The sequence below is a fragment of the Bordetella pseudohinzii genome, from assembly GCF_000657795.2.
GTDB classification, from domain to species: domain Bacteria; phylum Pseudomonadota; class Gammaproteobacteria; order Burkholderiales; family Burkholderiaceae_B; genus Bordetella; species Bordetella pseudohinzii.
Window position 1 is genome coordinate 469,898 of sequence record NZ_JHEP02000001.1, and the last position, 26,465, is coordinate 496,362.

The window sequence follows — 26,465 nt, forward strand, 5'->3', positions numbered from 1 at the left end:
TCCTAAGATAGTGGGTGCGGACGCACCCGGAGCCACGATGCAATCAAGGAGGGGACAGCAGGACAATAACGGACGCCGGAAAAGGCACGGCACTGAACAGACTTCGCAACACTTGATCTCTCGTGCCGACACTATCGTCAGGTTCCTCTCCTAAGTCAAGATAATCCATAAAAAGGCGTCCCAAGAATGCAACAAATAGAAACGGCCGTTACGGCCTGCTTTATGTTCGCGCAAATATTTGCGGACGTCTTATTTACTAATAATCAAGGGGATAGCCCAAAAACTGTGCTAAACAGGGCCGCTTGGGCGCTCAATCGTCCACCGGCAGGCCCAACAGGTCGAGCGCGGCGGCGAAACAGTCCGCATCCGCGCAGAAGAACACGACCACATCGGCCGGATTGAGGTTCTCGAGCACCTCGTCGATCTGTTCCTGGGCGCCGTCCACCGTGTCCACGGAAGCCGCATGGATGGAGGCGCCTTCGGCCAGGGCCTCGGGCGGAACAAAGTCCGCGATGGCATCGAGGTCCGGTGCGCCCAGGACGATATAGACGCCGAAGCTGGCGCCATCCATCGTGGTTTCCAGGCTGATGCCCGATTCAAATTCGCCGGTCTGGCGGCTGATGATTTCCATTGATGCTTCCTAGTTGGCGGAAACGGCGCCTCAGGGTTGCGCGCCCAAATTGCGGCGCCGGATGCGCCGGGTCAAGAGTGCGCACGCGCAGGCGATCACCAGGCAGAAAAGGCCCGAGGCCAGGCCCAACGGCAAAGCCATGCCATCCGTTTCCCGGCCCTGGGCCAACGAAACCACCATGGCCAGCACCAGGGCAGCGGCCAGGACCACGCCGGACAGCGTGGCGCCCAGCGTCTTCAAACAGCCGGCGAGCACGCCCGCGCACAAGGCGAACGCGACGATGGCGGCCATGGACCAGAAAAGGCTCTCGTAGGGCATGCAGGACTCCGCGCGATTGCGACGCGCGCATTATAGGCGGCGGGCCCCTGCCCCTCAGAAGCGATAGGCGTAGCCCAGCACCAGGGTCAGCTCGCGCGAGATATCCGAGCCGTGCCCATAGCGCAGATCGGCGAAGGCGCGATGCGGGCCCGAGTCCAGGGCAATGCCGCCGCCCACTCGCCAGCGATTGCCCGGCAAGGCTGCCTTGAAGGAATCGCCGCCATAATCGACGGTGTTGTCATTGGACAATTGCGCCAGATAGGACAGCGTCACGTAGGGGCGGACATTACCGCCCCCCGACAAGGCGAAGTCGCGGCCGGCGCGCACCCCCAGCCGGCCGATCACCGAATGCTGGCTGCTATGTTCGTACAGCAGTTGCGCCTGGGGCTCGACGAACCAGGCCCGAGGCAAGGCGAAGTGATAGCCGGTCTCCAGGCTGCCCGTGAAGGCCGCATGCTTGTCGTCGGCATCGTAGGTTTTGTTGATCTCGGGAATATCCACCTTGAAATCCAGCTTCATGCGGCCGACCCGCGTGGCCAGGTCGACATACCAGCCTTCAGGCTCGAAATAGGTGAGATAGCTGCCGGCGTAGTAATTCCTGATCTCGCCATTCAGGGGGCCGCCATCATCATGGACGTCGGCCTTGCCCATCCCCACATAGCCGCCCAGGAACAGGGTGCCTTTGCCGAGTTTCCAGCCGTAGTCACCGCCCAGCGAACCGTATTTGAGACGTTCTTTGAAAGCCGGCGTATCGCTGGTGTCGGCATGATAGTCCGTGCCGCCCAGACGGACCCAGAGGCCGCCATCGCGGCCGTCGCGCAGCTCCCACATACGCTGCTGCAGGGTGCCCATCTGCGCGTCGAGCAGGAGAATGCCCGCGGTCTGGGTCATGGCCACGGCCTGGCGCGTGCGCTCCGCGACCAGCGCCTTGATCTGGCTGACTGTCGCCGTCGGCAGGGCCTGGGCCTGGGGCGCTCTGTCGACTTCGAGATGGACCCCGCGGATCGAGGGCCGGGCCCCCCATGCCGGGGCCTGCCCCAAGGCTATTACCGCGCACAGACACACACCATAGCTGACCAACCGCCGCTGGACCATGAAGCCGCTCCCTGAAATGTTTGCAATCGAGACGCTCTTGCTTACATGCTGCCCGGCGGCCCACTCCTGCCGTCAGAAGTTCGGACTACCGCTCGGATGTCTGATCGTATCTTGCTTCTATGGATTGCGACAGGCTTTCGTAAGCCAGCCTAGACGGTCACCCACAATCCCATAACCATAGACAATAAAGCCAATAAATAATTTATTACCACTAAAAATGGAATAATTTTTCTCATAACCAAGGGTTTATCCCAGTGATTTGACGGCGCACAATGCAGTCATTGGGAACAACAACGAACTTCGACGGAGAGGCCGCCGAGTCCGGATCCCAGATCCAAACGAATCGGAGGAATCATCATGAAGACCCTTGCTAGCGCTGTACTGGTTTCCCTGGCCGCCCTGAGCGCCGGTGCCTATGCATCCCAGAACATCGAACCCAACAACATCCCCTTCCAGGGCGTCTATAGCCAGAACGACAGTTCGGCCACGCGCGCCCAGGTCGCGGCGGATCTCCAGCAAGCCAAGGCCGACGGCCAATACACTTTTGGCGAACTGGACTACCCGCCCGTGCAGGCCCGCGCCGCGTCGCTGAGCCGCGACCAGGTCAAGGCCGAACTGGCCCAATCCAAGGCCAGCGGCCAGTACAGCTTCGGCGAACTGGACTATCAGAACTGATGTTTTTGTAGCGAGCAGTACCGGACCCCCGGGTCCGTAGCGGTAAGCAGGACGCCGGCGCAAGCCGGCGTCCTGTCTTTTTTGAAGCGCCGGCTAGAAACGGTAGGCATAACCCAGCATCACGGCGGTTTCCTGGGAGACGTCCGAGCCATGGCCGTAACGCAGATCCGCATAGGCACGATGCGACCCCTGGTCGAAGGCAAGACCCGCCCCCACGCGCCAACGATCGCCTGGCAGGGCGGCCTCGACGCTCTCGCCGCCATAGTCGACCTCGTCGTCCTCGGCCAGCTGCGCAAGATACGACAGGGTCAGATACGGCTGCAGCCGCCCATCTTCCGACAATGACAGGTCACGGCCCGCGCGCACGCCCAGCCGGCCCACGACCGAATGCTGGCTGCTGCGTTCGTAGAGCAATTGCGCCTGGGGTTCGACAAACCAGTCATCGCGCAATGCGAAGTGATAGCCCGTTTCGATGCTGCCGGTAAAGGCCTGGTGCGTATCCTCGTCGTCGTAGACCCGGTCAATCTCGGGCATCTCCACCTGGATCTCGGACTTCAAGGACCCCAGTTGCGAGGCCAGATCCACATACCAGCCGTTCTCTTCAAAATACGTGAGATAGCTGCCGACAAACCGGCGCTTGAGCTTGCCGCTGATGATCTCGCCATCGTCGATATCCGCCTGACCCGTGCCGCCATAGAGGCCCACGTACAAAGATCCGCGCCCGAGCCGCCAGCCGTAATCGCCGCCGACCGCGCCATAACCCATCCGCGCCTTGAATGCCGGGGTATCGTCGGTATCGGCATGCAGACGGCTGCCGCCGCCGGTAGCCCAAAGCCCGGCCTTGCCGCCATCGCGCAAGGCCCCCATGCGCTGCTGCACCCCCACCATCTGGGCCTCGAGCAGCAGCAGCCCCGACGTTTGCGACAGCGCGACGGCCTGCCGGGTGCGCTGCCTGGCAAGCTGCCGGATAGCCTGCTGCCGGCTGGCCTGGATGGCCTTGAGCTGGGCCGCGGCGGCCGCGGCGGCGGCCGCCCGCGCCGAGCCCGCGGTCGGCTGCGCGCCCCACGCTTTCCCGAGAAATATGGCCATGGCAATGCAGCCAGCTTGCCCGATCACTCTTAGGCGAATCATGAAGCATCTCCTGTGCGCTGGAGCGGGGATGCCCTGATCCTATCGGCGGACCGCGCAGAAGACCGTGACCGGCTTTTGCTGGCGACGGCGCATGAGCGTCATATCCCGTTTCCGGCGGGTAGAAGCTGTTCCTTTCTTGCAGGCGGCCGGCGCTGGCCGCCGCCCTCCATGGGCGCGCGCCGCATCAAACGTTTCGTAGCAACTGAGCAAGATTGCGCGGACACTCGCCCTCGCGGCAGCGGGCGGCGCTGCATGCAAGGCGAACACAAAGACGGCGCCCCGGATTTCGCGGCAAAATCCCCCCATGAGCCCGAACTTTCTTCTCTATGACAGCGATTGCCCTTTCTGCGCGAACTACGCGCGGCTGGTGCGACTGCGCAAGGCCGCGGGCCCCATCGAGATGCTCAACGCCCGCGACCACCCCGACCTTGCCGCCCAGTGCCTGCAACGGGGCTACGATCTCGACCAGGGCATGCTGCTCCACCTGGACGGCCAGGACTACTGGGGCGCCGATTGCATCCACCGGCTGGCGCTGCTGAGTTCGAACAATGATTGCTTCAATCGGCTCAATGCCCGACTGTTCCGGCACCGGGCGCTGTCCCGCGCCTTCTATCCCCTGCTGCGCGCCGGGCGGAATATCAGCCTGAAGCTGCGCGGCCGCCATAATATCCACGGCTAGCACGCGCCGACCGCACCAACAAAAACGCGCCGGCTCCAGGGCGGCCTGACATGGCCGCGCCAGGACGGCGCGCTATTGCGGGATACCGGCAAGCCCTCGCGGCGGCCGGCGGCCCGGATCATGCTTGGAAGAATAAACCCAAGCCCCTGATCCATAAGGAATATAGTGGTGCGAAGGGCGGGACTCGAACCCGCACACCTGTTACGGCGTCAGGACCTAAACCTGGTGCGTCTACCAATTTCGCCACCTTCGCAAGGCCAAGCCCGCTATTGTAGCTTGCTTGTTAAAATCTTGCTCTATGAATCCCAGACTTGATGCCCTGCATCCCTATCCCTTCGAGAAACTGCGCGCCCTGCTGGCCGAGGCCGGCACGCCGCCCGAAGGGCTGACCCCCATCAATCTTTCCATCGGCGAGCCCAAGCATGCCGCCCCCGCGCGCGTGGGCGAGGCGCTATGCGCCAATCTGCAGGGCTTGTCGGTCTATCCGACCACCAAGGGCGAGCCCGCCTTGCGCCAGGCGATCGCGCAATGGCTGGCGCAGCGCTACAGCATCCCGGCGCCGGACGCCGATCGCGAGGTGCTGCCGGTGCTGGGTTCGCGCGAGGCGCTGTTCGCCTTTACGCAGGCCGTGGTGGATCCGACCGCCGGCGCCCTGGTGATCTGCCCCAATCCTTTCTATCAGATCTACGAAGGCGCCGCCTTGCTGGCCGGCGCCACGCCCTATTACGTCAATGCCGACCCGGCGCGCAATTTCGCCTGCGATTGGGCAACGGTGCCCGAGGACGTCTGGAAGCGCGCGCAGCTGGTTTTCGTGTGCTCGCCGGGCAATCCGGCCGGCAACGTGATGTCGCTGGAAGACTGGCGCGTGCTGTTCGAGCTTTCCGACCGCCATGGTTTCGTGATCGCCTCCGACGAGTGCTATTCGGAGATCTATTTCGATCAGGCGCCCCTGGGCAGCCTGCAGGCCGCGCGCCGCCTGGGCCGCGACGACTACCGCAACGTGGTGGCTTTCTCCAGCCTGTCCAAGCGCTCGAACGTGCCGGGCATGCGCTCGGGTTTCGTGGCCGGCGACGCCCGCCTGATCGGCCGCTTCCTGCTGTATCGCACCTATCATGGCAGCGCCATGAGCCCGGTGATCGCCGCGGCCAGCGTGGCGGCCTGGACGGACGAGACCCATGTGGCCGAGAATCGCCGCGAGTATCGCGCCAAGTTCGAGGCGGTAGTGCCTATACTTCAGCGCGTGATGGATGTGCGCATGCCCGATGCGGCGTTTTATCTGTGGGCGCCCACGCCGGGTTCGGACACGGCCTTCGCGCGCGATCTGTATGGCCGCACGGGCGTGACCGTGCTGCCGGGCAGTTTTCTGGCCCGCGAGGCGCACGGCGTCAATCCGGGCGCCGGCCGCGTGCGCATCGCGCTGGTGGCCCCCTTGGCGCAATGCGTGGAGGCCGCCGAGCGCATCGCCCATTTCATCAAGACTTCCGTTTGACCAACCTTTGAAAAGTAAAGCGTCATGACTCTCGATCTGCAAACCACTATCGAAAAAGCCTGGGACGACCGGGCCAACCTGTCGCCTTCCGATGTGAGCGCCGAAGTGCGTGAAGCGGTCGAGCACACCATCGACGCCCTGGACCACGGCCGCCTGCGCGTGGCCGACAAGTCCAGCGGCGAGTGGGTGGTGCATCAGTGGATCAAGAAGGCGGTGCTGCTGTCTTTCCGCCTGCAGGACAACGAAGTCATGGGCCAGGCGCCCCTGACCTTCTACGACAAGGTGCCGACCAAGTTCGCCGAATACGGCGCCTCGGCCTTCAAGTCGGGCGGCTACCGCGTGGTGCCGCCGGCCGTGGCCCGCCGCGGCGCTTTCATCGCCAAGAACGTGGTGCTGATGCCTTCCTACGTCAACATCGGCGCCTATGTCGATGAGGGCACGATGGTCGACACCTGGGCCACGGTCGGTTCCTGCGCCCAGATCGGCAAGAACGTCCATCTCTCCGGCGGCGTGGGCATCGGCGGCGTGCTCGAACCCCTGCAGGCCAATCCCACCATCATCGAGGACAACTGCTTCATCGGCGCGCGTTCCGAGGTCGTCGAAGGCGTGGTGGTCGAGGAGAACTCCGTGCTGGCCATGGGCGTGTTCCTGTCGCAAAGCACCAAGATCTACGATCGCGCCACGGGCAAGATCAGCTACGGCCGCGTGCCGTCGGGCTCGGTGGTGGTGCCGGGTTCCCTGCCCTCGGCCGACGGTTCGCACAGCCTGGCCTGCGCCGTGATCGTCAAGCGCGTCGATGCGCAGACGCGCGCCAAGACCAGCATCAATGATCTGCTGAGGGCTTGATGAGCACCGTACTGGATCTGGTTAAAGACCTGATCGCCCGACCCTCGGTCACGCCGGACGACAAGGATTGCCAGCAGATGCTGGCAGCCCGCCTGGCGCGCATCGGTTTCAAATGCGAGACCATCGCGCGCGGCGGCGTGACCAATCTGTGGGCCCGCCGCGGCTCGCAGGCGCCGCTGGTGGTTTTTGCCGGGCACACCGATGTGGTGCCGCCCGGTCCGCGCGAAAAATGGGACAGCGACCCCTTCGTGCCCACCGAGCTAGATGGTTTCCTGTACGGCCGCGGCGCGGCCGACATGAAGAGCTCCATCGCCGCCTTCGTGGTGGCGGTGGAAGAGTTCGTGGCCGCCCATCCCGCGCATGATGGCTCCATCGCCTTCTTGCTGACTTCCGACGAAGAAGGCCCGGCCGTGGACGGCACCGTCATCGTCTGCGAGGCCCTGAAGGCGCGCGGCGAGACGCCGGATTTCTGCATCGTGGGCGAGCCGACCTCGACCACCGATGTGGGCGATGTCTGCAAGAATGGCCGGCGCGGCTCGCTGTCGGGCGAGCTGACCGTCAAGGGCATCCAGGGACATGTGGCCTATCCGCATCTGGCGCGCAACCCGGTACACCAGGTTGCGCCGGCCCTGGCCGACCTGGTCGCCATTGAATGGGACCGGGGCAATGAGTATTTCCCGCCCACGACCTTCCAGATCTCCAACATGAAGGCCGGCACCGGCGCCACCAATGTGGTCCCGGGCGAGGCGGTCGTGTCTTTCAATTTCCGCTTCTCCACGGCCAGCACACCCGAGTCGCTGAAATCGCGCGTGCACGAGGTGCTGGATCGCCACGGCCTGGAGTACGACCTGCGATGGGAACTGGGCGGCGAGCCCTTTCTCACGGCCCGCGGTCCGCTGACCGATGCGCTGTCCTCGGCCATCCTGGCCGAGACGGGGCGCACGACCGAGCTGTCGACCACGGGCGGCACCTCGGATGGCCGGTTCATCGCCAAGATCTGTCCGCAAGTGATCGAATTCGGTCCCTGCAACGCCACGATCCACAAGATCAACGAGCGTATCGCGCTGGACAGCCTGGTCCCCCTGAAGAACATCTACCGGCGCACGTTGGAAAACCTGCTGCCGGCACACTGAGGCGTTATGCCGTCTACCGACCGCCAAGAACTGCAGACCCTGCGCGACCTGATCCGCTACGCGGTGTCGCGCTTCCATGCCTGCCACGTCGCCCTGGGCCATGGCTCCGACAATGCCTGGGACGAGGCCGTCTACCTGGTGCTGCATGGCCTGCACCTGCCGCCCGACACGCTGGATCCCTTCCTGGACGCGCGCGTGCTGGGCAAGGAGCGCGAGCGTGTGCTGGACCTGATCGACCGGCGCGTCAACGAGCGCCTGCCGGCCGCCTATCTGACGCATGAGGCCTGGCTGCGCGGCCACCGCTTCTATGTCGACCAGCGCGTGATCGTGCCGCGCTCGCCCATCGCCGAGCTGCTGGACCACGGCCTGGCCCCCTGGGTGCGCGATCCGGCATCGGTGGGCCGCGTGCTGGACATGTGCACCGGCTCGGGCTGCCTGGCCATCCTGGCGGCCCTGGCTTTCCCCGAGGCCCAGGTCGATGCGGTCGACGTGTCGCCGGAGGCCCTCGACGTGGCCCGCCGCAACGTGGACGATTACGGCCTGCAGGAACGTCTCTCGCTGCGCCAGAGCAATCTCTTTGATGATCTGCCCCAGGCGGCCTACGACGTGATCGTCTGCAATCCGCCCTACGTCAACAGCCAGTCCATGGACGAACTGCCGGCCGAGTACCGCGCCGAGCCCGCCCTGGCCCTGGCCGGCGGCAGCGACGGCATGGACCTCGTGCGGCGCATCCTGCAAGCCGCGCCGCGCTATCTCGCGCCGCAAGGCGTGCTGGTGCTGGAGATCGGCCATGAGCGCGATCACTTCGAGGCCGCCTTCCCCGGCCTGGAACCCGTGTGGCTGGATACCGAACAGGCTTCCGACCAGATCCTGTTGTTGACCCGCGAGCAGTTGTGATACGTGCTTCTGGATTGACCTTGCGCCGTGGCACCAAGGTGCTGCTGGACGGCGCGGAATTCGTCGTCAACCCCGGCGAGCGCGTCGGCTTCGTAGGCAAGAACGGCGCGGGCAAGTCTTCGCTGTTCGCGCTGCTGACCGGCGCGCTGGACCAGGACGCCGGCTCGCTGGATGTGCCGGCGGGCTGGCGCATCGCCAGCGTGCAGCAGGAAATCGCCGCCGACGACAAGCCGGCGCGCGAGTTCGTCATCGATGGCGACACGCATCTGCGCGCCCTGCAGGCCGAACGCGCCGGCCTGGGCGACGACCAGGGCACGCGCATCGCCGAACTGGAGGCCGCGCTGGCCGAGGCCGGCGTCTGGAGCGCCAACTCGCGCGCCGAGCAGTTGCTGGCGGGCCTGGGTTTCGCGCCCGACGAATGGATGAAGCCGGTGGCCAGCTTCTCGGGCGGCTGGCGCATGCGCCTGGCCTTGGCGCGCGCCCTGATGGCGCCTTCCGAACTGCTGTTGCTGGACGAACCCACCAACCACCTGGACCTGGATGCCATGCTCTGGCTGGAGAAGTGGCTGGCGGCCTATCCGGGCACCGTGCTGCTGATCTCCCACGACACGGAGTTTCTCGATGCGGTGGCGCGCGTCATCCTGCATTTCGACCATGGCAAGCTGATTCGCTACCGGGGCGGCTATGAAGACTTTCTGACCCAGCGCGCCGAGCGACTTCGCCAGGCCAGCATCGCCCACGAGCGCCAGGCCCGCGAGACCGCGCGCCTGCAAGGCTTTATCGACCGTTTCAAGGCCAAGGCGTCCAAGGCCAAGCAGGCGCAGAGCCGGGTCAAGGCCCTGGCGCGCATGCAGACGCTGGCGCCCTTGCATGCCGAGGCGGGCATCGACATCCGCATCCCTTCGCCCGAGCACACGCCGGATCCGCTGCTGGTGCTGGACAAGATGGCGGCCGGCTATACCGACGCCAACGGGCAGCCTGTCTCCATCCTGCGCAACGTCACCCTCATGGTCCGGGCGGGCGCCCGGGTGGGCGTGCTGGGCGCCAACGGCGCGGGCAAGAGCACGCTGATCAAGACGCTGGCCGAGGAACTGCCCCTGCAGGCGGGCGAACGCCGCGCCTCGCGCGGCCTGGCGATCGGCTACTTCCACCAGCATCAACTGGACATGCTGGACCTGGACGCCACGCCGCTGCAGCACCTGGCGCGCCTGGCGCCCGATACGCGCGAACAGGAGCTGCGCAATTACCTGGGCGGTTTCGGTTTCTCGGGCGATACCGTCAACGGCAAGGTGGGCCCCATGTCGGGCGGAGAGAAGGCCCGCCTGGCCCTCTCCCTCATCGTGTGGCAAAAGCCGAACCTGCTCTTGCTGGACGAACCGAGCAACCACCTCGATGTCGAAACCCGCGAAGCGTTGGCCGCGGCGCTGGCCGAGTTCTCGGGCAGCATGCTGCTGGTCTCGCACGACCGTCACTTGCTGCGCACCACGGTCGACAGCTTCTGGATCGTGTCGGACGGCCAGGTCAGGGAATTCGACGGCGACCTGGAGGACTATCGCGACTGGCTCAATGCCCGCAATGCCGAAGAGCGCGCCGAAGCCGCCCCCCGGGACGGCGAGGCCATCGACCGCAAGGCGCAGCGCCGCCAAGAGGCCGAGCAACGCCAGAAACTGGCCGCCCTGCGCAAGCCCTTGCAGGCCCGCTTGAGCAAGGTCGAAAGCGAGATGGACAAGCTGCGCGCGCGGCTGCAGGCGCTCGACGCCCTGATCGCCGACGCCGATCTGTATTCCGATGCGCGCCGCGCCGAGCGCCAGCAGGTCATGGCCGAGCATGGCGAACTGGGCAAGCGCCTCAATACGCTTGAGGAAAGCTGGCTGGAGATCCAGACCTCGCTCGAAGACATCGAGCAAGGCGCGGCCGGCTAGCCTGCCCTGGCGGGACGGGCCGTTCGCGCCTGTCCTGCCGGACCATCGTCCCATGTCCCGGCAGGAAAACCGTAATCATCCGTCTTTCCTGTGAGACGTTTCCTTGGTCATGCAAGCCCGGTCGCAACCGGGCCGCGGCTCGCCTATAGTCTAGGTTCTCATTGGCTATCGGTTTTCCCATGCACGGCTGCTTCCCCCTGTTGTTCCGCGACTGTCTTTCACCGTCCTCCGGAACACCAGCATGTGGATTTCCCCGCTACGCCGTATCGCGGCGCTGACTCCGCTCCTGCTCTGCGGCAACGCGCAGGCCCAAGACCCCTCCCCTCCCGCCCGAACCGGCCCGCCCTGGCTGGAGCCGGTCACCGTCACGGCCCCCTTGCCGCGCGAGCACATCTTCACTCGGAGCGAAATCCAGGCCACGCCCGCGGCCAACCGCGACCTGAGCTCACTGATCTCGACATTGCCATCCATACGGCTGGACAATGCCGCGGCCGACAGCGCCGACCGCGGCTCGCTGGACGTGCCCAATATCGTGATCCACGGCGCGAGCCCCTACCAGAACCTTTTCCTGCTCAATGGCGTCGACGCCACCAGCCGGGTGGATCCGGCCAACAAGGACCGGCAGCTGGGCAGCGTGCCAGGCAATCCGCAAGCCTATTTCCTCGATACCGCCCTGCTCGGCGAAGTCCGGGTCTTTGACAGCGGCATCCCGGTCGAATACGGCACCTTCACCGGCGGCGTGGTGGACGCCCGCCTGCGGCGCCCCTCCGGCGGCAATCATGTCGAGTTTGGCTACCGCTGGAACGGCTCCAACCTGACCCGCCAGAAAATCCCCGATTACGACGCTGAACAATGGGCTCAAGGCGAGCCGGGCTTCTCGCCAACCTGGCGCAAGCGCTTCTACACGGTCACGACCGATCTCTCCCTGGGAGAACAGAGCGCCGTGATCCTGGGCGGCTCCCGGCGCGAATCGCGCATCGGGCGCTGGCGCCTGGGCTCCGCCAACCATCTGGACCAGCTGGAGCACGACAACTATCTGGACCGCGTCGATAACTTCATCGCCACCTTCAACCACCAGCCGAGCGCGGCGACCACCGTGGAGCTGGACGTCAAGCACGCGAACCGGCGCGAGCATCTGGTCAGCAATGTGTCGCGCGACACGGACTGGCGCAACCAGCACATCGCCCAGGGCCTGGGCGTGAATCTGGAGCACGACACGCGCCTGGGCCTGTGGTCGCTGCGCGCCGGCCTGGATGGCTTCAACAGCCGCCAACGCTCGGCCCACAATGCCTTTGTCCAGCATGAGTTCGAGGACGGCAGGCCGGAGTTTTCAAGCGGCGGCTATGGCAAGAGCGAACGAGGCCAGCGCAACCTGACGCTTGACGCCCGCCTGGACATCGAACCCTGGCAACACGGAGCCCTGCGCTTGAGCCCTTATGTCGGCGCCCAGCTCGAACATGTCAGCGCCCGCTTCAAGCGCTATCAGGTCGCTTATTCCTATCGCGCCATCCATTTGCAGGATGGCACGGAGGAACAGTCGACCAAGGTCCGGCACCTGCCGGGCAGCGTCAATCTGCACCACACCCGGCTGGGTCTTTACGCCTCGAATGAGCTGCGCTGGCGGCGCTGGAACCTCATGACAGGCTTGCGCTATGACGGGGATGATTTCCTGCACCAGCATCATGTCGCGCCGCGCAGCCGGCTGGACTGGGACGCGCTGGGCGATGGCAGCACGGTGCTCAGCGCCGGTTGGTCGCGCTACTACGGCACGCAGGCGCTGAAGATCGCCATGGAGGAGGAGTTCAGCCGCCTGAGCGAACTGGTCCTGGATTATTTCGGCAACCCGGTGGCCGATGGCAGCCTGGCCACGCGGGTGGACTACAAAGGCATACGCAGCCCCTACGACGACGAATGGGCCTTCTCGCTCACCCGCAAGGCTTTCGGCCTGCAGGGCGTGCTGTCCTTCGTGCACCGCAATGGGCGCGAACAACTGCTCAGGCGCGGCAACTCCTATGACGGCTACCGCTACACCAACGAAGGCCGTTCACGGACGCGCGATTGGAGCCTGAGCATCAGCAACGAGACGCCTTGGCGCCTGATGCAGACTTTCTGGCAGGCATCCTTCAGCTGGAGCTACCAGAAGCAGGAGCGCAACGCCCGCCTGGTCGAAGGCTATGACGCCACGCCGGCCGAACGCGATGTCTACGTGATCTACCAGGGCAAGCGCATCCCCGCCTCCAAACTGCCTCCCGGAGACTTCAACCTGCCGCACAAGCTTACGCTGGACATCCATGGGCAATGGCCCCGCCTGGGCTTGAGCTGGACCAATGTGTTGAATTGGCAAGGCCGCCGCAGCGACATCATGTACGTGGACACCACGCCCGGCCGGCGGCCGCTGGACATCTACGCCCCCGTCCGCCTGCCTTCGCACTGGACGTGGGATACGCGCATTGCCTGGCAGCCGGCCTTCGCCCGGGGTCTGATGGTGGCCGTGGATGTGCTCAACGTCCTGAACCGCATGCCGCCGCTGACGGCCACGCGCCCGGGCAACGATATCGACGAAAGCCGCTATCGCACCGGGCGCGAGATCTGGCTGCAGGTGGCTTACCGGTATTGAGCGCGGCGCTCAGGCGATGATGTCCAGCTTGGCGATGCCCAGCGCCAGCGTCTTGGTGCCGACATCGCGGAACTGGATCTGCGCCTGGGCGTCCTGGCCATTGCCGCTCAGGCCGATGATGGTGCCTTCGCCGAAGCGCGCATGCCTGACCCCTTGGCCGACCCGGTACTGGATCTCGCCCACGGTCACGCCGCTGGTGCCCGTGCGCGGCGCGCGCGGCGCGATGGCGCCGGTCTGGCGCCGGCCATAGGCGTCGCCACGCTCGGTCCAGGCGATGCCGCCGCTTGCGAAACCATTGCCGGCGCCCGCCCGCGGCGTAAGCCACTTGAGATGGGCCTCGGGGATTTCTTCCAGGAAGCGCGAGCGCATGGCGTAGCGCGTCTGGCCATGCAGCATGCGGCTTTGCGCCAGCGTCAGGTAGAGCCGTTCGCGCGCGCGCGTGATGGCCACATACATGAGACGGCGTTCTTCTTCGAGTCCCGCGGGCTCGAGGATGCTGTTCTCATGCGGAAACAGACCCTCTTCGAGGCCGGTGATGAACACCGCATCGAACTCCAGGCCCTTGGCCGCGTGCACCGTCATGAGCTGCACGGCGTCCTGGCCGGCTTGCGCCTGGTTGTCGCCCGCCTCCAGCGCCGCGTGCGACAGAAAGGCCGCCAGCGGCGTCATGCCGGCCACGGGCGGCGCATCGGGCCCGTCCGCGCCGGCATCGGGAATCCGCCCCGCCGGCAGGCCGTCGAAGTTTTCCTCGGCGGCGAACACCGCCGCCGCGGTGATGAGTTCGTTGAGGTTCTCGAGGCGTTCGGCGCCTTCGCGCTCGGCCTGGTAATGCGCCTTCAGGCCGCTTTCCTCGATCAGATGCTCGACCATCTCGGGCAAGGGCAGGTCGCGCGTCTCCGCCTCCAGGCGGCCGATCAATTGGGCGAAAGCGGCCAGATTGGCGCCGCCCTTGCCGGGCACGCGGGCCACGGCGCCGAACAGACTGGTCTGGCCGCTCGAGGCGGCGTCGGCCAGCTGTTCCAGGGTGCGCGCGCCTATGCCGCGCGTCGGGAAATTGACAACCCGCATGAAGGAGGTGTCATCGTCCGGATTGGCGATCAGCCGCAGGTAGGCCAGCGCGTGCTTGACTTCCTGGCGTTCGAAGAAGCGCAGGCCGCCATAGACTTTGTAGGCCACGCCCGCGGAAAACAACGCATGCTCGAGCACGCGCGATTGCGCATTGCTGCGATAGAGCACGGCGATTTCGCTGCGCGAACGGCCCTCGTGGATGAGCGAACGGATTTCATCGACCACCCACTGGGCTTCCATGCCATCCGAGGGCTGCTCGATCACCCGTATCGGCTCGCCCTCGCCCTGGTCCGTCCAGAGGTTCTTGCCCAGGCGGCCCTGGTTATGGCCGATCAGGGCATTGGCGGCATCCAGGATATGGCCGAAGGAGCGGTAGTTCTGCTCCAGCCGGATGACCCGCCCGTGGGCGTAATCGCGCTCGAAATCGGCCATATTGCCGACATTGGCGCCCCGGAAGGCGTAGATGGACTGATCGTCGTCGCCCACGGCGAAGATGGCCGCGCCGCCGCCGGCCAGCAGCCTGAGCCATTTGTACTGCAGCGTATTGGTGTCCTGGAACTCATCGACCAGGATATGGCGGAAGCGCCGTTGATAGTGCTCGCGCACCGGGGCGTTGCGTGACAGCAGCTCGTAGGCGCGCAGCAGCAGCTCGGCGAAATCGACCACGCCTTCTCGCTGGCACTGCGCTTCGTAGAGCTGGTAGATCTCGATCAGCTTGCGGCGATGGGCGTCCCAGGCCTCGACGTCGGCGGGCCGCTGGCCCTCTTCCTTGGCCCCGGCGATAAAGCGCTGCACATCGCGCGGCGGGTATTTCTCGTCGTCGATGCCCTGGGCCTTGAGCAGGCGCTTGATGGCGGCCAGCTGGTCGGCGGTGTCGAGGATCTGGAAGGTCTGCGGCAGGCCGGCGTCGCGATGGTGGGCGCGCAGCATGCGGTTGCACAGGCCGTGAAACGTCCCGATCCAAAGACCGCGGGTGTCGATAGGCAATAGGGCCGCCATGCGCGTCAACATCTCGCGGGCGGCCTTATTGGTAAAGGTGACGGCCAGAATGCCAAAAGGACTGGCCTGGCCGGTTTGAATCAGCCAGGCCATGCGGGTCGTGAGGACCCGTGTCTTGCCGCTACCCGCCCCGGCCAGGACCAGGGCGTGTTGCGGTTCGAGGGTGACAGCGGCGCGTTGTTCGGGATTGAGCTTGTCGAGCATCATGCCGCGTAGCGGCGCAGATGGAGGGCAAATTGCTCGAGCCCGGCGATGCCGCTTTGCTGGGCGCGCTGGCACCAGGCCTGCAGGTCATGGAGCAATTGCTCGCTGCTGGCGCTGGAGCTTTCCCACAGGCGACCCAGCTCGCGGCGCATCTGCACCAGCGTGGACAGGGAAGCATTCTTGGCGATGACCTGGTCCACCTCGGCCAGCTGGGCCGGCTGCAGGACGTCCTCGTTGCGGGTCAGCGTGCGGCGGGCGCGCTTGAGGATGGTCCAGTTGCAATCGGCGCTGCCCTTGCGGCGCGAAGCCTTCAGCTTGGCGAGTTCTTCGCCGGCGGCCTTTTTGATCACGTCGGCGTAACGGGCCATGACTTCGTAACGGTGCGTGATCACGCCTTGCAGCGTGCGCAGGTCGATGTTCTTGGCGTCCGGATCCAGGGTCAGCTTGGGAGCGACCTTCTTGACCTTGGCCAGGCCCAGCCAGCGCATGACGGTGATGTAGCCCCAACCGATATCCAGCTCATACCACTTGGCCGAGAACTTGGCCGAGGTGCCATGGGCGTGGTGGTTGTTGTGCAGCTCTTCGCCGCCGATCACGATGCCCCAGGGGAACACATTGGTGCTGGTGTCCGGGCTGTTGTAGTTGCGATAGCCCCAGTAGTGGCCGATGCCGTTGACCACGCCGGCGGCCCAGAACGGGATCCAGGCCATCTGCACGGCCCAGACCGTCAGGCCCATGGCGCCGAACAGGGCGATATCGATGGCCAGCATCGTCAGCACGCCCCACAGGCTGTGCTTGGCATAGACGTTGCGCTCGAGCCAGTCATCGGGCGTGCCATGGCCGAACTTGGCCATGGTTTCCTTGTTGGCGGACTCCTGGCGATACAGTTCGGCGCCGCGGAACAGCACCTTCCAGATGCCGAACAGCATGGGCGAGTGCGGATCGCCCTCTTTTTCACATTTGGCGTGGTGCTTGCGGTGAATGGCGACCCATTCCTTGGTGACCATGCCCGTGGTCATCCACAGCCAGAAACGGAAGAAATGCATGACCGCGGGATGCAGGTCGAGGCCCCGGTGGGCCTGGCTGCGGTGCAGGAAAACCGTCACCGACACGATCGTGACGTGCGTCATGATCAGGGTGTAGGCAAGAATCTGCCACCAGCTGGCTTGGGTCAAACCACCGGATACGAAAGAAAGGATGTGATCCATAAAACCGTTTTCTGAGCCTCATAGAAAGAGTGGGTGAAGTGTAGCCCACCTGAATTTCATATGACAGCGCAGTTTCAAAATAGTTTTTGAGAGAAATCAAGCACTAAGCCCATATTGGCATGCCCCGCGAGGGTTCTCATGCGCAAGCCTTGGCAAGGGTGCCTGCCCGCCTCTGTTATGGGGATGGCGCGGCCATATCCCAGGGCGCGCCTACATTTTGCTACAAGAAGGCTGGCACAATATATTGTGTCTTACCCCATGCCGGCCCCAAGAGGCCCTACCGCCATGTTACGCCTTTTCGCCGCTTCGCTGCTCGCCTTGGCCGTCGCGCCGAGCTGGTCCGCCCCCATTTCGGTAAAACCGGGACAGACGGTTGTGCTGGCCAGTTATTACGAACTGCGCGGCTGCCAGGCGCTGGCGGCCCCGCGCCTGCGGCTCACGCAAGAGGCCAGCCTGGGCCGGGCCACCGTGGTCGGCCGCCAGGGCAATACCGGCGGCAGCGGCGGCTGCGGCTACCTGGCCGCGCCGGTCTCCCAGGTGATCTATCGCGCCGGCAAGACCGGCCGCGACACCGTCAGCTGGGAGGTCCGTTACCAGACACGCGGCCGCGCGCCGGAAACCGGCAGCGCGGACATCGTGGTCCTGCCCTGAGCCCGGGGCATCAATCCTGGCCGCCCTGCGCCTTGGCAACCGCCTCGGCCGGCGCGGCGGCCTCCTCATCGGTTTCCTCGGCGGCGGCCTGGATCACGGCCTCGGCCTGCGCCTTGGCCTGGGCCGCGCGGTCGGCCTTCTTGCGCTCGAACACCGCGGCAAAAAAGCCATCGGTGCCGTGTAAATCGGGACGCAACTGCACATAGGGGCCATCCAGCGCCAGATTTTCGCAGCGATTACGCAACAGCGCGGCCGCATCCAGGCGCTCGAAATCGGGGTGTTCGGCCAAGAAGCGGTCGGCCTGATCGGCGTTTTCCTCGGGCAGCAGGCTGCAAGTGGCGTAGACCAGGCGGCCGCCCGGCGCCACGCAGCGGGCCGCGCTCTTGAGGATGCGGTACTGCAGCTCGCACAGTTCGCCCAGCGATTGCGGCTGCTGGCGCCATTTGAGGTCGGGGTTGCGGCGCAGCGTGCCGATCCCGGTGCAGGGCGCATCGACCAGCACGCGCTGCGCCTTGCCCGCCAGGCGCTTGACCCGGGCGTCGTTTTCGCTGTCGATGACGACCGGCACCACATTGGACAGGCCGCTGCGCGCAAAACGCGGCTTGGCCTTGGCCAGGCGGGCGGCCGAGACGTCGAAAGCGTACAGCCTGCCGGTCGAACGCATCAGCGCGCCCAGCAGCAGCGACTTGCCGCCGGCGCCGGCGCAGAAATCGATGATCATCTCGCCGCGGCGCGGGCCCACGAGCAAGGCCAGCAGCTGGCTGCCCTCGTCCTGCACTTCGACCAGCCCGTTTTCGAATTCCGGCCAGCGGTTGATGGGCGGGTGGCCCTTGAAGCGGATGCCCCAGGGCGAATACGGCATGGGCTGCGGATCGTAGCGTCCGGCCGGGCCCTCGCGCAGCTTGGCCAGCAAGGCATCGCGCTCGATCTTCAGCGGATTGGAGCGGACATCCAGCTGGGCGGGCTGCTGCAGGGCCTCCATCAGCGCGTCCGGCTCGGGCAGGCTGCCCAGGCGCTCTTCCAGCCAATCGGGCAGGCTGAAACGCACCGCGCGCGGCAAGGAGGCGGGATTGACGTGGTCCACCCGCGCCACCCAGTCGGCCTCGCCCGGGTCCAGGGCGTCTTTGAGCCACTCCAGACCGCGCGTGGCGGCCAGTCCCAGGATGGCGAGACGGCGGTTCGCGTTGCCGACCCCGCTTTCGGCCAGCTGGCGGTAGCGGCGCAGGTTGCGCACCACATCGTAGACGCCCTCGGCCAGTTCGGCCCGGTCGCGGCCGCCCAGGGCGGGATTGGCGCGCAGCCAGTGCGACAGCACGGCGTCGGCGGGGCTGGCCCACTGAAGCACCTCGCCCAGCACGCGCTGGACCTGTTCGATGCGGAAAGCCGCCAGCGAGCGGCGCGGACGATTGTCGCCGCGCTCGGCCGGCCGTGCCTGGGCCGGCCGCGCCTGGGCCTGGCGTTCCGGCCTGGCGTTGGAGGGCCGCGGGCTTGGGTTCTTCTTGTTCATGATGATTCCTGGGGAAAATCCCCGATTGGACCGCCGCGCCTTACTGGGCGGCGGACGGCCAGGTAAACAGTCGCGCCGGGTCGCCTTCGACCTCGACGCGGTGATCGGCGGTCAGGCTGACACGCCGTTCGGCCAGCCAGCGCGCCGCGGCCGGGTAAGCCACATGCTCGACTTCGAGCACGCGCCCGGCCAGCGCCTCGGGCGTATCGCCGGCCAGCACCGGCACGCAGCCCTGGGCAATGATCGGCCCGTGGTCCAGCACGGGGGTGACGAAATGCACGGTGCAGCCATGGACCCGCACCCCGGTGGCCAGGGCCTGGGCATGGGTATGCAGGCCCGGAAAGGCCGGCAGCAGCGAGGGATGGATATTGACCAGCCGGCCGGCATAATGATTCACGAAACCGGGCGTGAGCACGCGCATGAAGCCCGCCAGCAGCACATAATCGGGCTGGAATGAGTCGACAAGCTCGGCCAGCGCGGCATCGAAGGCCTCGCGGCTGGCGAAATCCTTGTGAAACAGGGCCGCCGTGGGGATGCCCCGCTCGGCCGCCCATTGCAGGCCGGCCGCATCCGGGCGGCTGGCGATCACGGCGGCGACCTGCGCCGGCCAGCCCTGGTCTACGCAGCTCTGCACCAGCGATTGCATATTGCTGCCCCGCCCTGAAATCAGGATGACGAAGCGGCACGGAGTCGATTGGGATTGAGGCAAGATAAGAAATTCCAAGGCGAGCCAACCCAAAATTGTAAACTCTTGCCCGTGAAACCATCGCTGCGCATCTACCACCACCTGCCGCCCGCCGGGCAGCGCTCCCCCTGTGCCCTGACCATCGGCAACTTCGACGGCGTGCACCGGGGCCATCAAGCCATCCTCGCCCGGGTGCGCGAAGCCGCGCAACAGCGCGGGCTGACGCCTTCGGTCATGACGTTCGAGCCGCACCCGCGCGAATACTTCGCCCAGCTGCACCAGCGCCCGGAACTGGCCCCCACCCGCATCAGCGGCCTGCGCGACAAGGTCGCTTCGCTGGCCCGCGCGGGCATGGCGCAGATCCTGATCGAGCCTTTCGATGCCCGCCTGGCCGAAATGTCGGCCAATGCCTTCATCGAGGACCTGCTGGTCGCCGGGCTGCAAACCCGCTGGCTGCTGGTGGGCGAGGACTTCCGTTTCGGGCACAAGCGCAGCGGCGATATCGACCTGTTGCGAGAGGCCGGCCTGGCCCATGGCTTCGAGGTCGCCACCCTGGCCGACGTCACGGACCGCCAGGGCCACCGGATTTCCAGCTCCGAGGTGCGCACCGCCCTGGCCGTGGGCGACCTGGCCCGCGCCGAACACCTCCTGGGGCGGCCCTTCCATATCAGCGGCCATGTGATCCACGGCCGCAAGCTCGGCCGGCAGCTGGGTTTCCCGACCATGAACCTGCGCGTGGCGCCCCGCTGCGCGGCGCGGTCGGGCATTTATGTGGTGCGTGTCCAGGGCCTGGGCGCGGGGCCGATGGCCGGCGTGGCCAGCCTGGGCGTGCGGCCCAGCGTCGAGGACGCCGGCCGGGTTCTGCTGGAAGTCCACCTGCTCGACGAGAGTCTCGACGCTTACGGTAAACTCGTATGCGTTGAATTCCTGCACAAACTGCGGGACGAAGAAAAGTTTCCCGATCTCCCTTCCCTGACTGCCGCCATCGCCGAAGACGCGCGAAACGCGCGCGCCTATTTTGCCGTTCATGGACTATAAAAAGACCCTCAACCTGCCCGATACCTCTTTCCCCATGCGGGGCGACCTTGCCAAGCGCGAGCCTGGCTGGGTGCAGCAGTGGGAGGAAAACCGCGTCTACCAGGCCATCCGCGCCGCCAGCAAGGGCCGGCCGCGCTTCATCCTGCACGACGGCCCGCCGTATGCCAACGGCGATATCCACATCGGGCACGCGGTCAACAAGATCCTGAAGGACATCATCGTCAAGAGCCGCAACATGGCCGGCTTTGACGCGCCCTATGTGCCGGGCTGGGACTGCCACGGCATGCCGATCGAGATCCAGATCGAGAAAAAATACGGCAAGAACCTGCCCGTCACCGAGGTCCAGTCCAAGGCTCGCGCCTACGCGCTGGAGCAACTGGACCGGCAGCGCAAGGACTTCAAGCGCCTGGGCGTGCTCGGCGACTGGGACAACCCCTATCTCACGATGAACTTCAGCAATGAAGCCGATGAGATCCGGGTGTTGGCGCGCATCCTCGAAAAAGGCTATGTCTTCCGCGGCCTGAAACCCGTGAACTGGTGTTTCGACTGCGGCTCGGCGCTGGCCGAGGCCGAGGTCGAATACGCCGACCGCGTGGACCCGGCCGTGGACGTGGCCTTCCCCTTCATCGACAAGCCGGGCCTGGCGCGCGCCTTCGGGCTGGACAGCGTCGAAGACGGCGCCATCGTGATCTGGACCACCACGCCCTGGACCATTCCGTCCAACCAGGCGCTCAACGTCCATCCCGAGATCGAGTATGCGCTCGTGCGCGTCTCGCCCACGCCGGTGCATGGCCCGCTCATCCTGATCGCCAAGGAAAGGGTCGAGGCCTGCCTGCAGAGCTGGGGCCTGGAAGGCGAAATCATCGCCACGACCCAGGGCGAGGCCCTGTCCGGGCTGCGTTTCGCCCACCCGCTGGCCAAGGCGGCCGAAGGCTACGACCGCAGCTCGCCCATCTACCTGGGCGATTACGTCACCCTGGACGCCGGCACCGGCGTGGTGCATTCGGCGCCCGCCTACGGCATCGAGGACTTCGTTTCCTGCAAGGCGCACGGCCTGGCCGACGCCGACATCCTGAGCCCGGTCATGGGCGACGGCAAATACGTCTCCACCCTGCCGCTGTTCGGCGGCCTGTCGATCTGGGACGCCAATCCCAAGATCGTCGAGGCGCTCAAGCTGGCGGGCTCGCTCATGCACGTGCAAAAGCTCTCGCACAGCTATATGCATTGCTGGCGCCACAAGACGCCGGTGATCTATCGCGCCACGAGCCAATGGTTCGCCGGCATGGACGTCACCCCGGTCGACAGCGGCCCGACGCTGCGCGAGGCCGCGCTGGCCGGTATCGAGGCCACCGCCTTCTACCCGGCCTGGGGCCGGGCCCGCCTGCACGCCATGATCGCCAACCGTCCGGACTGGACGCTGTCGCGCCAGCGCCAATGGGGCGTGCCCATGGCCTTTTTCGTGCACAAGGAGACCGGCGAACTGCATCCGCGCACGGTCGAGCTGCTCGAAGAAGTCGCCAAGCGCGTCGAGAAGCACGGCATCGAGGCCTGGCAGGCGCTGGACCCGCGCGAACTGCTGGGCGATGAGGCCGACAACTACGAAAAAAACCGCGACACGCTGGATGTCTGGTTCGATTCGGGCAGCACCCACGCCACCGTGCTGGGCGGCAAGAACCACGCCCTGGCCGGCTCGCATGGCGAACAGCTGGCCTGGCCGGCCGACCTCTACCTCGAAGGCTCCGACCAGCACCGCGGCTGGTTCCACTCTTCCCTGCTCACCGGCTGCATGCTGTATGGGCAGCCGCCCTACAAGGGCCTGCTCACCCATGGCTTCGTGGTCGATGGCCAGGGCCGCAAGATGAGCAAATCGGTCGGCAATGTGATCGCCCCGCAAAAGGTGTCGGACTCGCTGGGCGCTGAAATCCTGCGCCTGTGGGTGGCCTCCACCGACTACTCGGGCGAACTGTCCATCTCCGACGAGATCCTCAAGCGCGTGGTCGAGGGCTACCGCCGCATCCGCAATACGCTGCGCTTCCTGCTGGCCAACGTGGCGGATTTCGATGGCGTCAGCCAGGCCGTGCCCTTTGGCGATCTGCTCGAAATCGACCGCTATGCGCTGGTCATGACCGCGCAGATGCAGGCCGAGGTGCTCGGCAACTACGAGCGCTACGACTTCCATCCGGCGGTCTCGCGCCTGCAGACCTTCTGTTCCGAAGACCTGGGCGCCTTCTATCTCGACATCCTGAAGGACCGCCTCTACACCAGCGCGCCGGACAGCCATGCCCGCCGCAGCGCCCAGACGGCCCTGCTGGAAATCACGCAGACGCTGCTCAAGCTGATGGCCCCCATCCTCACCTTCACGGCCGAAGAAGCCTGGAAGGTGCTGGTGGACTCGGCCCTGAAGCACCAGGCCGATGCCGCGCGCCTGACCATCCTCACCGAGGTCTACCACCAGCTGCCGCCCTATGCCGACGCCGAAGCGCTGGCCGGCCGCTGGAGCCGCCTGCGCGCCATCCGCGCCGAGGTCCTGCGCAAGCTCGAGGACGTCCGCGGCGAAGGGCTCATCGGCTCCTCGCTGCAAGCCGAGGTCGACCTCTACGCCGAGGGCGACGACCATGCGCTCTTGTCCAGCCTGGGCGATGACCTGCGTTTCGTGCTCATCGTTTCGCGCGCCACCGTGCATGCCCGCGCCGGCGAACTCGCCATCGAGATCGCGCCCTCGGGCCACAAGAAGTGCGAGCGCTGCTGGCATTGGCGCGCCGATGTGGGGCAGGACGCCGATCATCCCGAGATCTGCGGCCGCTGCGTGTCGAATCTGTTTGGCGCGGGCGAGCCGCGCGAGAAGGCCTGAGCATGACGCAAGCAGCCCGGGGAAAACTGGGCGGCGCGCTGGCGCTGGCCCTGTTGATCATCGTGGTGGACCAGATCACCAAGGTCTATTTCAACACCGCGTTTTCCTTTGGCGAGCGCGTCAACGTGCTGCCTTTTTTTGACTTCACGCTGCTGTACAACCGCGGCGCGGCCTTCAGCTTCCTGGCGGCCGAAGAAGGCTGGCAGCGCTGGTTCTTCACCGGCCTGGGCCTGGCGGCGGCCGTCGTCATCCTGTGGCTGTTGCGCCGCACGCCGGGCCAGCCGCGCTTTCGCGCCGCCCTCATCCTCATCCTGGGCGGCGCGGTGGGCAATGTGATCGACCGCCTGGTCTACGGCCATGTGGTGGACTTCCTGTTGTTCTACTGGAAGGACTGGTATTACCCTGCCTTCAACATCGCCGACGTCGCCATCACCTGCGGCGCGGTGCTGCTGGTGCTCGACGAGCTGTTGCGCGGCCGCGCCAAGGCCAAGCAGTCTTCCGGCGCCTGACACGCCTACAATCCGTATCACCGACAACCAGGAAAGCGGCGCCCGCGCCGCGCAGCCACCATGCTTGATCTCGCCCGCAAACGCATCGTCCTCGGAATGACCGGCGGCATTGCCTGCTACAAGATCGCCGAACTCGTGCGCCGCCTGACCGAGCAAGGGGCTACCGTCGATGTCGTGATGACCGAGGCGGCCACCCACTTCATCACGCCGGTGACCATGCAGGCCCTCTCGGGCCGGCCGGTCTTCGTCGATGCCTGGGATGCGCGGGTGCCGAACAACATGGCGCATATCGATCTGACGCGCGGCGCCGATGCCGTGCTGATCGCGCCGGCCAGCACGGATTTCATGGCCAAGCTGGCCCATGGCCTGGCCGATGACCTGCTTTCCACGCTTTGCGTGGCCCGCGCCTGCCCCCTCCTGGTCGCGCCGGCCATGAACCGCGAGATGTGGGCCAACCCGGCCACGCAGCGCAATGTCGCCCAGCTGCTGGCCGACGGCGTCACCCTGCTCGGCCCGGCTTCGGGCGAGCAGGCTTGCGGCGAAACCGGCTCGGGCCGCATGCTGGAGCCGCATGAGATCCTCGCCGACCTGATCGCTTTTTTCCAGCCCAAGCTGCTGGCCGGCCTGCACGTGCTGCTGACCGCGGGCCCCACCTCGGAACCCGTGGACCCGGTGCGCGTGCTGACCAACCGTTCGTCGGGCAAGACCGGCTACGCCCTGGCGCGGGCCGCGCACGAGGCCGGCGCGCGCGTCACCCTGGTGACCGGCGCCACGGCGCTGAAGGTGCCGCGCGGCGTCACGGCCATCCCGGTCATGACCGCCCGGCAGATGTATGACGCCGTCATGGCCAACGCCATGGAGGCGGATATCTTCGTGGCCGTGGCCGCCGTGGCCGATTGGCGCGTGAAGAACCCCGCCGGCCAGAAACTCAAGAAAGACAGCGAAGGCGGCGGCCAGCCCAAGATGGAGTTCGAACCCAATCCGGACATCCTGGCCGAGGTGGCGCGCCTGCCCAAGGGCCCATGGTGCGTCGGCTTCGCGGCCGAAACCGAGAAGCTGTCCGAACACGCCGAAGCCAAGCGCCAGCGCAAGGGCATTCCGCTCCTGGTGGGCAATCTGGCGCACAAGGTCATGGACGCCGACACGACCGAGCTGGTGCTCTTTGACAGCCAGGGCGTTCATCCCCTGCCGGCCGCGCCCAAGCTGGACGCCGCGCGCCGCCTGGTGGCCGAGATCGCGAGCCGCCTGCCCAGGAAAGGCTGATTACCGCCCGGCGGCCCGCCGTCAGCAGTTGCCGGGCGCCGCGGCGACGCGCTCGGTCCAGAGGCGGGCCAGCGCCGCGACCACCAGCAAGGTCAGCGCTACCCGGCCCAGGAGCACGATCCAGCCATTGGCGCCCACCGCCATCAAGAGCAGCGTGTCCTCGATCAATGAGTGAGACAGCGACAGCCAGGACAGGGCAAGAAAGCGCGTGCGCGCCGAGAACTGCCGCCGCTGCGCCTCCTCGATGATGAGCGCCCCGCCATAGGACAGGCCCAGCAGCACGCCCAACATGGTCACCGGCGCGACCTGCGGGTCCAGGCCGGACCAGCGCAGCACCGGCGTCAGGCCGCGCGTCAGCAGGGCCGTGATGCCGCTGCGCTCCATGAGGTCCAGCACCAGGAGCAGCGCCAGTATCACGGCAAGGGTCAGCGCCATCGAGACCGCGGTGCCATAAAGCCAATCCAGCAGGCTGGGATCGCCGCCGGCCATTTCCGAGCCCTGCAGCCACTCAAAGGACATGGGCTGCGACAGCCAGCCCATCGCATGACAGGTCCAGGAGACCGCGCCGCCGTAGACAACCGCGGCCCCCAGGCGCAGGCCGCCGGTCGCCCAGAAGCTCGCCCCGGCGCGGCGCACAATGGCCTGCTCGACCGGCAGGCCGTGGGCAAACAGAATCATGGACGCCAGCGCGCTGAACTGGGCCGCCGTCATGTCCAGGCCGCCGGCCAGGCCGGCCAGCGCCGCGAGCGCGCCATACACGCCGACAAAAATGCTCGCCATCCAGATCAGGGCGGCCTGGGCCGGCAGATTCAGCCAGCCCATGACGGGGCCGAAGAAATGGCCCAGGGCGTCGATCCAGCCCAGCCACTGCCCGATCTGCACCAGCAGCATGATGGGCAGCATGACCTTGGCCAGGGCGTAGAACAGACGCAGGCCGCGGCGCAGCAGGTGTTGGAGGTAGGCAAGCATAAGCGCTGTCTTGTGGGCGGAAGTCGTAAAGGCGGCAGCATATCGCGGAACCCTCGCAATGAGTACGCTATTCATTGCTG

Annotated in this window: 22 protein-coding genes and 1 tRNA gene; 13 read left to right on the forward strand and 10 right to left on the reverse strand. The window is 66.1% G+C overall.

Features of this window, described 5'->3' with window-relative positions:
- Positions 1–310 precede the first annotated feature (310 nt).
- Genes L540_RS02045 through L540_RS21410 form a run of 3 tightly spaced genes read right to left on the reverse strand, consistent with a single transcriptional unit; the run spans position 311 to position 1,990 of the window.
- A complete protein-coding gene (locus L540_RS02045) occupies positions 311–631 on the reverse strand; it encodes a hypothetical protein (protein WP_043208552.1) in 321 nt (106 codons plus the stop codon).
- A 30-nt stretch (positions 632–661) separates the two neighbouring features.
- On the reverse strand, positions 662–949 hold the full coding sequence (locus L540_RS02050) for a hypothetical protein (protein WP_043208553.1): 288 nt from the start codon (positions 947–949) through the stop codon (positions 662–664).
- A 54-nt stretch (positions 950–1,003) separates the two neighbouring features.
- Positions 1,004–1,990 (reverse strand): autotransporter outer membrane beta-barrel domain-containing protein, encoded by a 987-nt coding sequence (locus tag L540_RS21410; RefSeq protein ID WP_068945284.1) that lies wholly within the window; start codon positions 1,988–1,990, stop codon positions 1,004–1,006.
- Between the two features lie 411 nt (positions 1,991–2,401).
- Between L540_RS21410 and L540_RS02060 the strand changes: the two genes are divergently transcribed.
- Complete coding sequence (locus L540_RS02060) at positions 2,402–2,719, forward strand: DUF4148 domain-containing protein (protein ID WP_043208555.1); 318 nt, start codon at positions 2,402–2,404, stop codon at positions 2,717–2,719.
- A gap of 93 nt (positions 2,720–2,812) precedes the next feature.
- Here the strand turns inward: L540_RS02060 and L540_RS02065 are convergent, their stop codons facing one another.
- Positions 2,813–3,850 (reverse strand): autotransporter outer membrane beta-barrel domain-containing protein, encoded by a 1,038-nt coding sequence (locus tag L540_RS02065; protein ID WP_082149518.1) that lies wholly within the window; start codon positions 3,848–3,850, stop codon positions 2,813–2,815.
- 304 nt (positions 3,851–4,154) lie between these two features.
- Here L540_RS02065 and L540_RS02070 point away from each other — a divergent pair, with 304 nt between their 5' ends.
- Positions 4,155–4,529, forward strand: coding sequence for a DCC1-like thiol-disulfide oxidoreductase family protein (locus L540_RS02070; protein ID WP_043208557.1), 375 nt, complete (start codon positions 4,155–4,157; stop codon positions 4,527–4,529).
- A 166-nt stretch (positions 4,530–4,695) separates the two neighbouring features.
- Here L540_RS02070 and L540_RS02075 read toward each other — a convergent pair.
- A tRNA-Leu gene (locus tag L540_RS02075) sits at positions 4,696–4,782 on the reverse strand.
- Between the two features lie 45 nt (positions 4,783–4,827).
- Here L540_RS02075 and dapC point away from each other — a divergent pair.
- The 6 genes from dapC (at position 4,828) to L540_RS02105 (ending at position 13,433) form a co-directional block, all read left to right on the forward strand.
- Positions 4,828–6,018, forward strand: a complete 1,191-nt coding sequence (gene dapC, locus L540_RS02080) for a succinyldiaminopimelate transaminase (protein WP_043208559.1) — start codon at positions 4,828–4,830, stop codon at positions 6,016–6,018.
- A gap of 24 nt (positions 6,019–6,042) precedes the next feature.
- Positions 6,043–6,864 (forward strand): 2,3,4,5-tetrahydropyridine-2,6-dicarboxylate N-succinyltransferase, encoded by an 822-nt coding sequence (gene dapD / locus L540_RS02085; RefSeq protein WP_043208562.1) that lies wholly within the window; start codon positions 6,043–6,045, stop codon positions 6,862–6,864.
- Positions 6,864–7,997: a succinyl-diaminopimelate desuccinylase gene (gene dapE / locus L540_RS02090; protein ID WP_043208564.1), complete on the forward strand. Its 1,134-nt coding sequence runs from the start codon at positions 6,864–6,866 to the stop codon at positions 7,995–7,997. The genes dapD and dapE overlap by 1 nt, the downstream gene beginning before the upstream one ends.
- A 6-nt stretch (positions 7,998–8,003) precedes the next feature.
- Positions 8,004–8,894, forward strand: a complete 891-nt coding sequence (gene prmB, locus L540_RS02095; RefSeq protein WP_043208566.1) for a 50S ribosomal protein L3 N(5)-glutamine methyltransferase — start codon at positions 8,004–8,006, stop codon at positions 8,892–8,894.
- Entirely contained in the window at positions 8,891–10,816 is a 1,926-nt protein-coding gene (locus tag L540_RS02100; protein WP_109842415.1) for an ABC-F family ATP-binding cassette domain-containing protein, read from the forward strand. The genes prmB and L540_RS02100 overlap by 4 nt, the downstream gene beginning before the upstream one ends.
- Positions 10,817–11,057: 241 nt before the next feature.
- Entirely contained in the window at positions 11,058–13,433 is a 2,376-nt protein-coding gene (locus L540_RS02105; protein WP_043208569.1) for a TonB-dependent receptor plug domain-containing protein, read from the forward strand.
- A gap of 9 nt (positions 13,434–13,442) precedes the next feature.
- Here the strand turns inward: L540_RS02105 and L540_RS02110 are convergent, their stop codons facing one another.
- Entirely contained in the window at positions 13,443–15,707 is a 2,265-nt protein-coding gene (locus L540_RS02110) for a UvrD-helicase domain-containing protein (RefSeq protein WP_043208572.1), read from the reverse strand.
- Positions 15,704–16,912 carry a DesA family fatty acid desaturase gene (locus L540_RS02115; RefSeq protein ID WP_043208575.1) on the reverse strand — a complete coding sequence of 403 codons (1,209 nt, stop codon included), beginning with the start codon at positions 16,910–16,912 and terminating at the stop codon, positions 15,704–15,706. Before L540_RS02115 ends, L540_RS02110 begins: the two co-directional genes overlap by 4 nt.
- Positions 16,913–17,197: 285 nt before the next feature.
- Between L540_RS02115 and L540_RS02120 the strand changes: the two genes are divergently transcribed.
- Positions 17,198–17,563 carry a hypothetical protein gene (locus tag L540_RS02120; RefSeq protein ID WP_197085622.1) on the forward strand — a complete coding sequence of 122 codons (366 nt, stop codon included), beginning with the start codon at positions 17,198–17,200 and terminating at the stop codon, positions 17,561–17,563.
- Between the two features lie 10 nt (positions 17,564–17,573).
- Here L540_RS02120 and L540_RS02125 read toward each other — a convergent pair whose 3' ends face one another.
- Entirely contained in the window at positions 17,574–18,920 is a 1,347-nt protein-coding gene (locus tag L540_RS02125; RefSeq protein WP_048025778.1) for an RsmB/NOP family class I SAM-dependent RNA methyltransferase, read from the reverse strand.
- Positions 18,921–19,110: 190 nt separating this feature from the next.
- Positions 19,111–19,716, reverse strand: a complete 606-nt coding sequence (gene purN, locus L540_RS02130; protein ID WP_231584734.1) for a phosphoribosylglycinamide formyltransferase — start codon at positions 19,714–19,716, stop codon at positions 19,111–19,113.
- A 111-nt stretch (positions 19,717–19,827) separates the two neighbouring features.
- On the opposite strand from purN, the gene L540_RS02135 reads away from it, so the two are divergent.
- The 4 genes from L540_RS02135 to coaBC are packed head-to-tail and all read left to right on the forward strand — an operon-like array spanning position 19,828 to position 25,416.
- Positions 19,828–20,793 (forward strand): bifunctional riboflavin kinase/FAD synthetase, encoded by a 966-nt coding sequence (locus L540_RS02135; protein ID WP_043208617.1) that lies wholly within the window; start codon positions 19,828–19,830, stop codon positions 20,791–20,793.
- On the forward strand, positions 20,783–23,644 hold the full coding sequence (ileS, locus tag L540_RS02140; RefSeq protein ID WP_043208578.1) for an isoleucine--tRNA ligase: 2,862 nt from the start codon (positions 20,783–20,785) through the stop codon (positions 23,642–23,644). The genes L540_RS02135 and ileS overlap by 11 nt, the downstream gene beginning before the upstream one ends.
- A 2-nt stretch (positions 23,645–23,646) precedes the next feature.
- Positions 23,647–24,153, forward strand: coding sequence for a signal peptidase II (gene lspA, locus L540_RS02145; RefSeq protein WP_043208579.1), 507 nt, complete (start codon positions 23,647–23,649; stop codon positions 24,151–24,153).
- A gap of 60 nt (positions 24,154–24,213) precedes the next feature.
- A complete protein-coding gene (gene coaBC / locus L540_RS02150) occupies positions 24,214–25,416 on the forward strand; it encodes a bifunctional phosphopantothenoylcysteine decarboxylase/phosphopantothenate--cysteine ligase CoaBC (protein WP_043208581.1) in 1,203 nt (400 codons plus the stop codon).
- A gap of 21 nt (positions 25,417–25,437) precedes the next feature.
- On the opposite strand, the gene L540_RS02155 is transcribed toward coaBC, so the two are convergent.
- Entirely contained in the window at positions 25,438–26,385 is a 948-nt protein-coding gene (locus tag L540_RS02155) for a hypothetical protein (protein ID WP_048025745.1), read from the reverse strand.
- Between the last annotated feature and the right edge of the window lie 80 nt (positions 26,386–26,465).